The sequence below is a fragment of the Streptomyces sp. MUSC 14 genome (assembly GCF_001866675.1).
GTDB lineage: Bacteria > Actinomycetota > Actinomycetes > Streptomycetales > Streptomycetaceae > Streptomyces.
Map to the genome: position 1 here is coordinate 176,405 of NZ_MLYN01000007.1, position 12,206 is coordinate 188,610.

13 protein-coding genes are annotated in these 12,206 nt (G+C 71.7%); 6 read left to right on the forward strand and 7 right to left on the reverse strand.

All coding sequences use genetic code 11. From position 1 onward, the window contains the following. Positions 1-82 precede the first annotated feature (82 nt). Positions 83-1,252: a steroid 3-ketoacyl-CoA thiolase gene (locus tag BIV25_RS02115; protein WP_071370350.1), complete on the forward strand. Its 1,170-nt coding sequence runs from the start codon at positions 83-85 to the stop codon at positions 1,250-1,252. On the opposite strand, the gene BIV25_RS02120 is transcribed toward BIV25_RS02115, so the two are convergent. Continuing rightward, positions 1,236-1,502: a DUF397 domain-containing protein gene (locus BIV25_RS02120; RefSeq protein WP_071370351.1), complete on the reverse strand. Its 267-nt coding sequence runs from the start codon at positions 1,500-1,502 to the stop codon at positions 1,236-1,238. The genes BIV25_RS02115 and BIV25_RS02120 overlap by 17 nt on opposite strands. After that, the gene (locus BIV25_RS02125; RefSeq protein WP_071370352.1) at positions 1,483-2,310 is read right to left on the reverse strand and encodes a helix-turn-helix transcriptional regulator; all 828 of its coding nucleotides are present in this window, start codon (positions 2,308-2,310) and stop codon (positions 1,483-1,485) included. Before BIV25_RS02125 ends, BIV25_RS02120 begins: the two co-directional genes overlap by 20 nt. 72 nt (positions 2,311-2,382) lie before the next feature. On the opposite strand from BIV25_RS02125, the gene BIV25_RS02130 reads away from it, so the two are divergent. After that, positions 2,383-2,787, forward strand: a complete 405-nt coding sequence (locus BIV25_RS02130; RefSeq protein ID WP_071370353.1) for an ATP-binding protein — start codon at positions 2,383-2,385, stop codon at positions 2,785-2,787. Positions 2,788-3,084: 297 nt separating this feature from the next. Here the strand turns inward: BIV25_RS02130 and BIV25_RS02135 are convergent, their stop codons facing one another. Next, entirely contained in the window at positions 3,085-5,118 is a 2,034-nt protein-coding gene (locus tag BIV25_RS02135) for a bifunctional glycosyltransferase 87/phosphatase PAP2 family protein (protein WP_071370354.1), read from the reverse strand. 333 nt (positions 5,119-5,451) lie between these two features. Between BIV25_RS02135 and BIV25_RS02140 the strand changes: the two genes are divergently transcribed. Continuing rightward, positions 5,452-6,123: an O-methyltransferase gene (locus BIV25_RS02140; RefSeq protein ID WP_071370355.1), complete on the forward strand. Its 672-nt coding sequence runs from the start codon at positions 5,452-5,454 to the stop codon at positions 6,121-6,123. A gap of 18 nt (positions 6,124-6,141) precedes the next feature. Here the strand turns inward: BIV25_RS02140 and BIV25_RS02145 are convergent, their stop codons facing one another. After that, complete coding sequence (locus BIV25_RS02145; RefSeq protein ID WP_071370356.1) at positions 6,142-6,534, reverse strand: FHA domain-containing protein; 393 nt, start codon at positions 6,532-6,534, stop codon at positions 6,142-6,144. 127 nt (positions 6,535-6,661) lie between these two features. On the opposite strand from BIV25_RS02145, the gene BIV25_RS02150 reads away from it, so the two are divergent. Further along, on the forward strand, positions 6,662-7,069 hold the full coding sequence (locus BIV25_RS02150) for a DUF1992 domain-containing protein (RefSeq protein WP_071370357.1): 408 nt from the start codon (positions 6,662-6,664) through the stop codon (positions 7,067-7,069). A gap of 147 nt (positions 7,070-7,216) precedes the next feature. Here the strand turns inward: BIV25_RS02150 and BIV25_RS02155 are convergent, their stop codons facing one another. Both BIV25_RS02155 and BIV25_RS02160 read right to left on the reverse strand, forming a co-directional pair. Continuing rightward, positions 7,217-7,639: a nuclear transport factor 2 family protein gene (locus tag BIV25_RS02155; RefSeq protein WP_071370358.1), complete on the reverse strand. Its 423-nt coding sequence runs from the start codon at positions 7,637-7,639 to the stop codon at positions 7,217-7,219. A 59-nt stretch (positions 7,640-7,698) separates the two neighbouring features. Next, positions 7,699-8,421: a YafY family protein gene (locus BIV25_RS02160; RefSeq protein ID WP_071370359.1), complete on the reverse strand. Its 723-nt coding sequence runs from the start codon at positions 8,419-8,421 to the stop codon at positions 7,699-7,701. A gap of 72 nt (positions 8,422-8,493) precedes the next feature. On the opposite strand from BIV25_RS02160, the gene BIV25_RS02165 reads away from it, so the two are divergent. Further along, positions 8,494-8,991, forward strand: coding sequence for a GNAT family N-acetyltransferase (locus tag BIV25_RS02165; protein WP_177235131.1), 498 nt, complete (start codon positions 8,494-8,496; stop codon positions 8,989-8,991). Here the strand turns inward: BIV25_RS02165 and BIV25_RS02170 are convergent. Continuing rightward, complete coding sequence (locus BIV25_RS02170; RefSeq protein WP_071370361.1) at positions 8,984-11,035, reverse strand: MDR family MFS transporter; 2,052 nt, start codon at positions 11,033-11,035, stop codon at positions 8,984-8,986. The genes BIV25_RS02165 and BIV25_RS02170 overlap by 8 nt on opposite strands. Positions 11,036-11,265: 230 nt before the next feature. Between BIV25_RS02170 and BIV25_RS02175 the strand changes: the two genes are divergently transcribed. Continuing rightward, positions 11,266-12,153 (forward strand): peptidoglycan-binding protein, encoded by an 888-nt coding sequence (locus tag BIV25_RS02175; RefSeq protein WP_256255521.1) that lies wholly within the window; start codon positions 11,266-11,268, stop codon positions 12,151-12,153. The last annotated feature ends 53 nt before the right edge of the window (positions 12,154-12,206 follow it).

The following is a 12,206-nucleotide window of genomic DNA, read 5'->3' on the forward strand; positions in this document are numbered from 1 at the left end:
TGGACATCACGTCAGCAAACTGCCCTGAGAACTAGAACGCGTACTAGTTCTGGAGGAGAGCCCTCGGAGAGGACCCGCACCCATGGCCGCCGAACCCGTGATCGTCGAAGCCGTCCGCACCCCGATCGGCAAGCGCGGCGGCGCGCTCGCCAACCTGCACCCCGCCTATCTCCTGGGCGAGACCTACCGTGAACTCCTCGGCCGGACCGGCATCCCCGCCGACGCGGTCGAGCAGATCGTCGGCGGCACGGTCACCCACGCCGGCGAACAGTCCATGAACCCCGCGCGCACGGCCTGGCTGACCATGGGCCTGCCCTACGAGACGGCCGCGACGACCGTCGACTGCCAGTGCGGCTCCTCGCAGCAGGCCTCGCACATGGTGGCCAACATGGTCGCCGGCGGCGTGATCGACGTCGGCATCAGCTGCGGCGTGGAGGCCATGTCCCGGGTCCCGCTGGGGTCGGGTTCGAAACACGGCCCGGGAAAGCCGTTCCCGGACGAATGGAACGTCGACCTGCCGAACCAGTTCGAGGCGGCGGAACGGATCGCCCGGCACCGGGGGTTGACGCGGGAGGACGTGGACGCGCTGGGCCTGCGGTCGCAGGAGCGCGCGGCGCTGGCCTGGGCGGAGGAGCGCTTCAAGCGCGAGACGTTCGCCGTCCAGGTGCCGACGACCGAGGAGGAGCAGTACGCCGGTCAGGGCATGTGGCGCCTGGTCGACAAGGACGAGGGCCTGCGGGACACGTCGATGGAGGCACTGGCGAGGTTGAAGCCGGTGATGCCGACGGCCGTCCATACGGCGGGCAACTCGTCGCAGATCTCGGACGGGGCTGCGGCGATCATGTGGGCGTCGAAACGGATGGCCCGCGCCCTGAAACTGAGGCCGAGGGCACGGATCGTCGCCCAGGCACTGGTCGGCGCCGACCCACACTTCCACCTCGACGGCCCGATCGACGCGACGCGCGCGGTGCTGGGCAAGGCGGGGATGACGTTGAAGGACATCGACCTGGTCGAGATCAACGAGGCCTTCGCGTCTGTGGTGTTGAGCTGGGCCCAGGTCTTCGAACAGGATCTGGACAAGGTCAACGTGAACGGCGGTGGGATTGCGCTGGGTCACCCGGTCGGGTCGACGGGCGCCCGCCTGATCACCACCGCCCTGCACGAACTGGAGCGCACGGACAAGGAGTTCGCGCTGATCACGATGTGCGCGGGCGGCGGCTTGGCGACCGGGACGATCATCCAGCGGCTGTAGCCGACACTGACGCCCAGGTGACGAAGGTGGCGAAGGCAGCGGGGTCGAGGGTGAGGATCGGCCCCGCGGGGGTTTTGGAGTCGCGGATGGCGAGGGTGGCACAGGGGGCGAGGGCGATCTCTACGCATTCGCCGCCCTGGTCACCGCTGTACGACGACTTTCGCCAGGTGAGCGGGCCGAGGGGGGCGCACTCGACGCAGTTGCCACCCTGGTCGCCGCTGTAGCTGGACTTACGCCACTTGCTCTCCATAGCGGTCCTCCATCACACGCCGGATCAACCCCGCCGAGTCCCGGAGGGACAGTGCGGCAGCTTGGAGATGATCGTAACGGAGCGAGCAGTCCTTGACGGTGTCCGGGTTGGCGCTCGGATGCCCGCTGCCGTAGCCCTCCGTATAGACGATGGCTGGGTCACCGGCGAAGCGGTAGACGTCGAACGAGCCTTGTGATCCGACGTGCGCTCCAGCAGAGAACGGCAGGATCTGGACGTTGATCAAGGGGTTGCCCTCGAAGCTCAACAGGTGGGCGAGTTGCTCGCGCATGACCTTCTTGCCCCCGATCTCCTGAAGCAGTGCGGCCTCACCGAGGATCGCCCAGAAGACCGGCGGCTCCTCCTTCTCGAAGATGCGCTGGCGAGCCAACCTCACGACGGTGCGGTCATCGATGTCGGTGCTGTCGAGGACGCCGAGCACCGCCCGCGCATACGCCTCGGCCTGAAGTAGGCCGTGCACCATGTGCGTCTCGAAGGAGTAGATCCCCACAGCCCGTGACTGCAACTCCGCCACCTGCTGGAACCACGCCGGAAGCTGACTCCGCATCACCAGCGGGTGGAGGCGGGTCAGCAACCCGCCCGTGCACAGCGCCGCGTCCGCTCGCTGGCTGAAGTCCAGCGTCGGCAGCTTTCTGGCCGTCTCCACCTGGCCGACCATCGACCCCGTGTAGTTGATGATGTCCCCGAACTGCCGCTGCGTCAGCCCCGCCGCTTCCCGGTACCGGCGCAGCTCGAAGCCGTAGTAGTCGAGCGGTGAGGCGCTGGGGTCGAGGGTGTTGATGTTGACCATGCCAAGTCCCCTCCCGGACCTGTTGTGTTCGTCCGGTTGCCCAGCGTAGTGACACCAGGTCAGCCTCGCCCTGTGAACCTCAATATTCCCCACACTCCCCAGTACCGCTTGCAGCTCACCGTCGGCGACCACTCGGTACGCCACATCCGCCGTATCGCCCGCTCACTGCTCCGCGAATGGGGGCTGCCGGAGCTGACGTTCGCCGTGGAGCTGGGCCTGAGTGAGCTGGTCACCAACGTCGTACGGCACGTTCCCGACCGGCGCTGCACCGTCCTGCTCGTACGGCAGACCGCCGGTGTCCGGGTCGAGGTGGCCGACGGGTTCCCCCAACTGCCGGAACCGCTGCTCCAGTTGGTCCTCGATTCGGAGGGCGGCCGGGGTCTCGCACTGCTGGACGCCGTGGTCGGCAAGTGGGGCGTGACCCCGTGGGTGCTGGGCCATAAGACGGTGTGGTTCGAGTGCGGAACCGAGAAGTGACCGTTGGGCCGCCCGGAGAGGGGACGGCTGGGTGGGTTGATGGCGCGGTGCGTGACGGGGAAGGTCACATGGGCCCCATCTGTCACTGGGAGGGGGTGACTGGAAGGAATGGGCGCACCTGGTCCAGCACGAGCCACCCCCTCCTCCCCCTGCCCAGTGCCTTCCTGCGAAGCCTGGCCCAACCCTTCCGATCACCGCCCACATCTTCCAATGACCGGCGAACCCTGGCACCCGCAGCCCGCCCTTGACGCGGACCGTGGAGGCGCGACGCCGGCCGAGAAACGAGCGGCCCCGCGGTCACGTGCTGCCGACGCTCACCTTCTCTGCCTCCTGGGCGCCTGCCACCGCCGTGACCATTCGTGCCCTCGGCCCCTGGAGCACGTACGACAGCCCGAAGCCGGCGGTGACGACCGCCGCGCCGCCGATCGCGTCCAGCACCCAGTGGTTGCCGGTCGCGACGATGGCCGAGACGGTGAAGAGGGGGTGCAGCAGGCCGAGGGCCTTCATCCACCGCTTCGGGGCGATGACCGCGATGACCACGCCGCACCACAGGGCCCAGCCGAAGTGCAGTGAGGGCATCGCCGCGTACTGGTTGGTGAGCGCGGTCAGCGCGCCGTAGTCCGGCTTGGAGAAGTCCTGCGCGCCGTGGACGGTGTCGATGATGCCGAGGTGCGGCATCAGGCGCGGCGGGGCCAGCGGGAAGAACCAGAAGCCGATCAGGGCGAGGAAGGTGGCGAAGCCGAGGGAGGCGCGGGCCCAGCGGTAGTCGACCGGGCGGCGCCAGTAGAGGACGGCGAGGACGGCCAGCGGGAGGACGAAGTGGAAGGACTCGTAGTAGAAGCTGAAGAAGTCCCGCAGCCACTCGATCTTCGCCACGGTGTGGTTGACCCAGTGCTCGATGTCGATGTGCAGGAAGCGCTCGATGCCGAGCACGATGTGCCCGTGGTGCTCGGCGCGTGCCCGGCCGCCGGAGATGGAGCCGCCGGTCGCGGCGAGGCGGACCTGGGAGTAGGCGGCGTAGACGACCCGGATGAGGAGCAGCTCCAGCAGGAGGTTCGGGCGGGTCAGGACGCGGCGCAGGAAGGGGAGGAGCGGGACGCGTCGAAAGCGGGCCGCGACCGGTGGGGCGTACTCCGTGCGGATCGGGGTCCGGTAGTAGGGGGAGGTGCGGGAGAGGAAGGGGACGGCCGTCGCGGCGGCGAGGGCCGCGAGCAGCACCAGGTTGTCGCGCAGCGGGTACAGCACCGGCATGTTCGGCAGCATCATCGTCGCCGGAAGCGTCGTGACGAGGACGACGGCCACCGGCCAGACGTAGCGGTCGGAGGCCTTCCTGCCGACCCGGCCGACGACCGCGAGGAGCACCCACAGCAGCTGGTACTGCCAGGCGGTGGGCGAGACGGTGACGACGGCGCAGCCGGTGATGCCGACGGAGAGCAGCAGCTGCCCGTCGGCCGCGTAGTGCACCGCGCGGCGCATGGCGACGGCCGCGACGGCGGAGGCCAGCACCAGGAAGACGGCGATCTCCGGCCACCCGGACACACCGAGCCGCAGCAGCGCGCCGTGCAGCGACTGGTTGCCGAGGGCGTCGGCCTTGCCGCCGAGGCCCGCGCCGGCCATGTGGTGCACCCAGTACGCGTACGAGTCGTGGGGCAGCGCGGCCCAGGCGAGCGCGGTCAGGGCGGCGAAGGTGCCGGCCGTGCTGAGCGCGGCCCGGCGGCGGCCGGTGAACCACACCAGCGGGGCGAACAGCAGCAGGGTCGGCTGGAACGCGGCGGCGAGGCCTATGCACAGGCCGCAGGCCCGCTCTCCGCGGACCGCGAACAGGCCGAGCAGGACGAGCAGCACCGGCAGGATGCTGGCCTGGCCGAGCCACAGGGCGTTGCGGACGGGCAGCGACAGCATCAGCAGGCTGATGGCGACCGGCGCGGCCAGCAGCGAGGTGCGGCGGCTGACGGGATGGGGCAGTGCGCGGGCGACGACCAGGCCGAGGACGACGACGAGCAACAGCGTGCCGAAGGTCCAGCCCCAGCCGAGCGCGGCCTCGGCGGAGCGGGTCAGCGGTTTGAGGACGAGCCCGCCGAAGGGGGTGCCGGTGAAGCGGGTCGAGTCGTAGATCGAGCCGTCCACGTGCAGGACGCCGTGCGGGCCGGCCCAGGTCTCCAGGTCGGTCAGCCGCTCACCGCTCGGGGTGCTGAGCACGGCGGCCACCTGCCGTACGGCGAGGATCGCCGCCACCGCCCACAGTCCCAGCCGGGCCGCGCGCAGCCGCGCTCCGGGGGATGCCTGCCCGAAGGTGTCCGTCGGTCGTCCGCTGTGCTCCACGTTCGCCACGCCTCGTCGGCCTCCCGCCCCGTATTTCTCAGAACCCTATGAGGTTCCCACCGCCTCTGGACAGAGACGCGGGCAACCCCCTCTTCACCTGACGTCCGCCCGACCTTCTTCCGCCTTTTGTCCGGAAGACGATGGTGCGCACCCTGTGCGGTTGCGGGGCCGGGGCGCGAGAAGGGTCACAACGGGGGGCTCCGCGGAGTCCGGCCGAAGCGCGGCGACCTGCCTGGGCGCGCCCCCTTCGGCCGGGAAGCGCCGACGATCTCCCGCTCGGTGCCTCTGTGCTGAGACGATGACCCCGCAGGAAGCGCAGACACTCGGGAAAGGCGGCAGAGCATGACCGGCTCGCAGCTCTGGGACGACGTCGACGACTACTTCATCAGCCAGCTCGCGCCCGACGACGAGGCGCTACAGGCGGCCCTGCGGGAGAACGAGGCGGCCGGGCTGCCGGACATCGCCGTCACGGCCGCGCAGGCCAAGTTCCTCCAGCTCCTCGCGCAGTTGCAGGGCGCGCGCACGGTGCTGGAGATCGGCACGCTGGGCGGGTACAGCACGATCTGGCTGGCCCGGGCGCTGCCCGAGGACGGCCGGCTGGTCTCCCTGGAGTACAGCGCCAGGCACGCCGAGGTCGCCGTGCGGAACATCGCGCGGGCGGGCCTGGACCGGGTCGCGGAGGTGCGGGTCGGCCCGGCCCTGGAGTCGCTGCCCAAGCTGGCCGACGAGAACCCGCCCCCGTTCGACCTGGTCTTCATCGACGCCGACAAGGCCAACAACGCGCACTACGTGGAGTGGGCGCTGAAGCTCACCCGTGCGGGCAGCGTGATCGTGATCGACAACGTGGTGCGCGGCGGCCGGGTCGCCGACCCGGACAGCACCGATCCGGACGTGCTCGGCACCCGCGCCGCGATCGACCTGATCGCCACCCACCCGAGGCTGAGCGGTACGGCGGTCCAGACGGTCGGCCGCAAGGGCTACGACGGGTTCGCGCTGGCCCGGGTGCTCGCCTGACCGCACCCGGCGTCCGGCTCAAGCCTCGTGGTAGAAGCCGACGTTGACGCTGCGTGGCGCGGTGCGGTCCTGGACGACGATCTCGCCGGACCCGCCGTGCGGCAGCCGTACGGTCGCGCCGTAGCCGAGAGGCTGGCTGAACTCCCCTGAGATCAGGCGTACTTCGGCGGACGGCTCGGCCTGTGAGCCGCGCAGCCAGGTCAGTTGCCAGCCGCCGTCCGGGGCGCACACGAATTCCAGGTGCACGCGGGAGACGAACAGCCAGTCCTCGGGCGTGACCAGCTTGCACGCCGCCGCGTCCCGGCCGACCCGGAGCGCGGCACCCGGCTCGCTCGGCGCCTCGGCCATCGTCATCCCGGCCGTGGCGCCGGAGTCGGCCTCGGAGACGGTGGCCATGGTGAGTTCGAGCACGTGCGTTCCCCCTGTGATGTCCGTGCACGTCCGTGCACCATCCGTGCACGTCCTCGCGACGAGGCCGGATCGGCCTGCCGCCGCATGATAGAACGCCCGGCCGGGGCGCGTCCGGCACAATGGAGTCATGACCGAGCGAAAGCCACCGGGTGTGCCGTTCGACTCGTTTGTCGACAAGCAGATCCGTGACGCGCAGGGGCGCGGTGAATTCGAGCGACTGCCGGGGGCGGGCGAGCCGCTGCCGAGCGAGGTCGACTCCACGTACGACGAACTGTGGTGGATCAAGCGGAAGTTGGCGCGCGAGGGCCTGTCCGTCCTGCCGCCCGCGCTCGCCCTCCGCAAGGAGGCCGAGGACGCCCTCGACGCGGCTTACGCGGCCCCTTCTGAGCGGATCGCCCGGAAGATCGTCGAGGACGTCAACGTCAAGATCAAGGACATGATGTTCAAGCCCCCGCCCGGCCCCCCGCTGGGCAAGAAGCCGTACGACGTCGAGGAGGTCGTACGGGAGTGGCACCGGCGGAGAGCGGGCCGCTGAGCGCTCCGCTGGAAGTGCCGCAATGTGCCGTCGGCCATCTGCGGGTCCGTCGTGGCTGGTCGCGCCCACGCGGCGGAGCCGCATGTCGATGGAGCCCCGCGCCCCTTCGGGGCGCCGCCGAACCCCATCGGACTTCGCCGGACCCGCCTAGTCCGCGAAGCGGCGCAGGCCGGTGACCGACCAGACGGTCGCGATCCGTCCGTCCGTCACCTCCAGCAGGTCGATCCCGCTCTTGCGGAGACCGTCCGCCCCGGTCACGTGCCAGCAGCAGGCGACCCGGCCCAGCCCGGTGTCCACCAGCGGCGTGCCGTCCACGGCGTACACCAGGTCGGGCCGCTGCGCACGGAAGCCGGAGACCAGACCGACGATCCCGGCCGGGCCGTGGACCGCGTCGGTCGCCCCGCCCCGCTCGGGTTCGTTGGCGAAACGGATCCGGAAGCCGGGCGCGAGGAAGGCCTCCGGGTCGCTGAAGTCTCCGTTCCACAGGGCGGTCCAGCGGTCGAAGAGGGCGATGCCGGTGGCGGTGGTGAGGGGGGTGGGGGCGGCGGTGTGCCGAGTCGTTGTCGTCATGGGCATCAGCCTCCGCCCCGTCCGCGACACCCCTGTGTCGGTGATTGCCGTCACATCCGTCAGAGTGCGGCGGCCGCGGTGAGGGGGACGACGTCCGAGCCGAGGGTGTCGAGGGCGGTGAGGTCGACGGCGCGGTGCGGGACCCGCTCGTCCAGCGCCGTCGCGGCGCGCACCCGGTCCAGCCGGAAGCCGCGCGGCGCGTTCCGCAGCCGGCACCAGCCGGCCAGGTACCAGTGCTCCGTGCCGCCGAGGAACCCGAGCGGTTCGACGTCCCGCGCGGTGCGCCGGCCCGCCGCGTCGGCGTAGTCCAGCCGCAGCACCCGGCCCGCCGTCAGCGCCTCCCGCAGGGCGCGGGGCACCACCGGCCCGGCGGGGCGCGCCGGCCGGGACACGGGCACCAACAGCCGTACCCGCTCGGCCAGTTCACCCGTCGCCCGGCGCTCCCGCTCCGGCATGACGGCCAGCACCTTGTGCAGCGCGCTGCGCGCGTCCACCGCGAACGGCGTGCCGTCCAGGGCGTGCAGCGCGACGGCCAGGGCGGTCGCCTCGGCCGGGGTGACGGTCAGCGGGGGCAGCGTGCGCTCCCGGTCCAGGACGTAGCCGCCGGTGCGGCCCGGTTCGGCGTGGATCGGCAGCCCGGACTGCTGCAGCGCGGCCAGGTCCCGTTCGATCGTACGGACACTGACCTCGAAGTGCCGGGCGAGCGCGCGGGCGCTGCGGGGGCGCGGGGCGGCGGCCCGCAGTTCCTCGACGAGGGCGTAGAGACGGTCGGTGCGGTTCACGGCAGACAGTGTGCGGTCCCGTGCGGAAAAACCGGGCGGCGGGTGCGGCCGGCACCGCCCACAATGACCGGCATGACGTGGACCATCGCCCCGGAACCGTACGACTCCCCCGTCGCCGCCGCCCTGTGGCGGGCGTACTACACCGAGGTCAGCGACCGCTGGTACCTGCTGCACGAGGGGCACCGCACCGACCCCGGCGAGCTGGAGCGGGAGATCGCGGCCGAGGACGGGGCCGAACTGGCGCCGCCCGCCGGGCAGTTGCTGGTCGGCCGGTACGCGGGTGAGGCGGGCGGTTCGGCGGGGGTACGGCTGCTCGACGCGGACACGGCCGAACTCACCCGGGTGTTCGTGCGCGAGCCGCTGCGCGGCCGGGGCGGCGCCCCGCTGCTCGTGGCCGCCGCCGAGGACGCCGCCCGCGCCCTCGGGGCCCGGCGGATGGTCCTCGACACCCGCGGCGACCTGGTCGAGGCCCGCGCCCTGTACACCCGCCTCGGCTACGCCGAGACCGCCCCGCACAACGACGACGTGTACGCCGAGCACTGGTTCCGCAAGGAGCTGGCCGTCAGCTGAGCCCGGCCACCGGCCGGCTCTGCGGTTGTTCGCGGGGCTGTTCGCGCGCGGAGCCGCACAGCTCGGCGGTGAGTTCCTTCACCAGCTCCGTCAGGTCGGTCGAGCGGTCCGGCTGCCACCAGTCGCCGAGGAGTTCGGCCAGGGACTCCTCACGGGCCGCGGCCAGCCGGTCGGCGACCTGGCGGCCGGTGTCGGTCAGGTACAGGTCCAGCCCCTCGCGCCCCGCCAGGCGCCGTTCCTCGACCTGGCGGGCGGCGGCGAGGACGACCTCCAGCGGGACGGGGCCGTGCTCGGCGAGCACGCAGGGTTCGACCGAGCCGTACCTGCGGATGCGCAGCAGCAGCCAGCTCGCGGCGGGCAGCAGGTCGTACCCGGCCCGTGCGGTGATCTTCTCGTAGATCTCCCGGCGGCCCTCGCGGGTGCCGAGCACGGACAGGGCGCGGCAGCACTCGTCGTAGGAGGAACGCTCGACCGGGTTGGCCGCGAGGGTCTCGGAGACGTCGGGTGCGGTGACCGAGCCGCGCAGCGGGTCCTCCTTCAGGAGCCACGCCAGCAGGAAGCCGAGCAGGGCGACCGGGGCGGCGTAGAGGAAGACGTCCGTGATGGCGGAGGCGTACGCGTGCAGCGCGGCGGGGCGCAGCGTGGGCGGCAGTGCGGCGATGCCCCGGGGGTCGGACTTCAGGGTGTTCGCGGTGGTGCCGGGCGGCAGCGGGACTCCCCGGAAGGCGGCGGTGAGTTTGTCGCCGAGGCGGCTCGCGAAGATGGTGCCGAAGATGGCCACGCCGAAGGAGGCGCCGATGGAGCGGAAGAAGGTCGCGCCGGAGGTGGCCACGCCCAGGTCCTCGTACGAGACCGCGTTCTGCACGATGAGGATCAGCACCTGCATGACCAGGCCGAGGCCGAGACCGAAGACGAAGAAGTAGACGCTCATCACGGCGGTCGAGCTCTGCTCGGTGAGCCGGTGCAGCAGGAGCAGGCCGATGGCGGTGACGGCGGTGCCGGTGACCGGGAACACCTTCCAGCGCCCGGTGCGGCTGACGATCTGACCGGAGGCGGTCGAGGACAGCAGCAGGCCGAACACCATCGGCAGCATGTACACCCCGGACACGGTCGGCGAGACGCCGTGCACGACCTGGAGGAAGGTCGGCAGATAGGTCATCGCGCCGAACATGGCGAAGCCGACGATGAAGCTGATCACGGCGGCGAGCGTGAAGGTGCGGATGCCGAACAGCTTGAGCGGCAGCACCGGTTCGGCGGCCCGGCGTTCGACGGCCACGAAGACCACGGCCAGCAGCACGCCCAGTACGGCGAGCCCGATGATCTGCGCCGAGGCCCAGGGCCAGGTCGTACCGCCGAGGGAGGCGACGAGGACCAGGCAGGTGGCGACGGCGGCGATCAGGCAGGTGCCGAGGTAGTCGATGACGTGGCGCTCGCTGCGGCGCGGCAGGCGCAGCGCGGTGGCGATCGCGGCGAGCGCGACGACGCCCACGGGGAGGTTGACGTAGAACACCCAGCGCCAGCTCAGATGCTCGGTGAGCAGCCCGCCGAGCAGCGGCCCGAGCACGCTGGTCGCGCCGAAGACGGCCCCGAACAGCCCCTGGTAGCGGCCGCGTTCACGGGGCGGCACGAGGTCGCCGACGATCGCCATCGACAGCACCATCAGCCCGCCGCCGCCGAGGCCCTGGAGCGCGCGGAACCCGATCAGCTCGCCCATGTTCTGCGCCATGCCGCACAGCGCCGAGCCGATGAGAAAGATCACGATTGCCGTCTGGAACAACCGTTTCCGGCCGTACTGGTCGCCGAGCTTGCCCCACAGCGGGGTCGCCGCGGTGGAGGCCAGCAGATAGGCGGTGACCACCCAGGACAGGTGCTCCAGGCCGCCGAGATCGCTCACGATCGTCGGCAGCGCGGTGGAGACGATGGTCTGGTCGAGCGCGGCGAGCAGCAGTCCGAGCAGCAGGGCGCCGATCGGGACGAACACATTGCCGGGGACGTGTTCGCCGCCCTTCACGTCCTTCGTCGTGCCATGCGTGTCGAGGGTCATGGAGACCTCCCGGGAGGCTCGGAATGCACCTTCTCCATCGTCGTCGGTGTGACCGGTTATGGCCTGTCGAGTCCCGCGTTTCCGACGGCGGATGCGGACAAGGTCCGCATAGTCTCGGAAGCTCGCAAGGGGAGGACGAACACATGAGTGATTCCGCGAGTCCCGGGGGTCCGGAGAGTCCCGAGCGTCCCGAGGGCCGTACGTGCCCGCGGTGCGGGGCGCCGAGGGGCGTGGACCGGAGTCCGTCGTGCGACTGCACCGAGCGGGCGGCCGAGGCCCTGCGGGAGACGCGGACGGCCGAGGCGGCAGCGGCGGAGGACTTCGACCCGTTGCGCATCCGCCCGTACGTCGAGGTGGACGAGCCCGCGCAGACCGGCGCGGTGCCTGCGGTCGGGGCCACGCTGCCGCTGCGCGCGTTACCGGGGCCGAGCACGACGGATCTGCGGATGTTCGAGGAGGGCGGGGCGGACGGCCCGGCCGCGGCGCAGCTCGCGCCGGGCGGGACGCCGCGGCGGCGGCCCCGGCGCGCCGTCCTGCTGTCGGCCGCCGCCGCGGGCGTGGCGGTCGTGGCGGCGGCCGGGTTCGCGAGCGGGCTGTTCTCGTACGACACCCCGTCGTCCCGGGACCGTGCCGCCGCCCAGGAGGTCAGGGAGAGCGTCCCGGACGTGAGCACGCCGGTGTCGTCGCCCCCGCCGACGGCGGATTCCCCGCCCGTGTCCCGCTCGCTGGTACGTCCGTCCTCGGCGCCACCGCCCCCGCCCCGCCCGGCCACACCGTCCGCGTCGCCGTCCTCCAGGCCCCCGTCCCGCACGCCGTCCCGGCCGCCCTCTCCCTCCCCGACGGCCTCCGTCAGCACGCACACCACGCCCGCCGTCGCACCGGTGCTGCGCCTGGGCGACACGGGCCCACAGGTCGCGGAACTCCAGGAGCGGCTGGGCCAGTTGAACCTGTACGACGACGACGTCGACGGCGTCTTCACCCGCCCCGTGCAGGACGCGGTGCACACCTACCAGTTGGCCCGTGGCATCACGGGCGACCCCTCCGGTGAGTACGGCCCGGCGACCCGGCAACGCCTGGAGTCGGAAACGTCACAGCCGCAGCAGCCGTCGCAGCAGTGAGGGCGGGCCGGCGGGTGCCGTCCGGATCCGGATCAGACAGGGGGCGCCCCCTC

Coding starts and splice junctions, on each gene's coding strand:
- BIV25_RS02115 (WP_071370350.1), top strand. CDS start 83: ATGGCCGCCGAACCCGTGATCGTCGAAGCCGTCCGCACCCCGATCGGC.
- BIV25_RS02120 (WP_071370351.1), bottom strand. CDS start 1,502: ATGGAGAGCAAGTGGCGTAAGTCCAGCTACAGCGGCGACCAGGGTGGC.
- BIV25_RS02125 (WP_071370352.1), bottom strand. CDS start 2,310: ATGGTCAACATCAACACCCTCGACCCCAGCGCCTCACCGCTCGACTAC.
- BIV25_RS02140 (WP_071370355.1), top strand. CDS start 5,452: ATGACCGGCTCGCAGCTCTGGGACGACGTCGACGACTACTTCATCAGC.
- BIV25_RS02150 (WP_071370357.1), top strand. CDS start 6,662: ATGACCGAGCGAAAGCCACCGGGTGTGCCGTTCGACTCGTTTGTCGAC.
- BIV25_RS02155 (WP_071370358.1), bottom strand. CDS start 7,639: ATGACGACAACGACTCGGCACACCGCCGCCCCCACCCCCCTCACCACC.
- BIV25_RS02165 (WP_177235131.1), top strand. CDS start 8,494: ATGACGTGGACCATCGCCCCGGAACCGTACGACTCCCCCGTCGCCGCC.
- BIV25_RS02170 (WP_071370361.1), bottom strand. CDS start 11,035: ATGACCCTCGACACGCATGGCACGACGAAGGACGTGAAGGGCGGCGAA.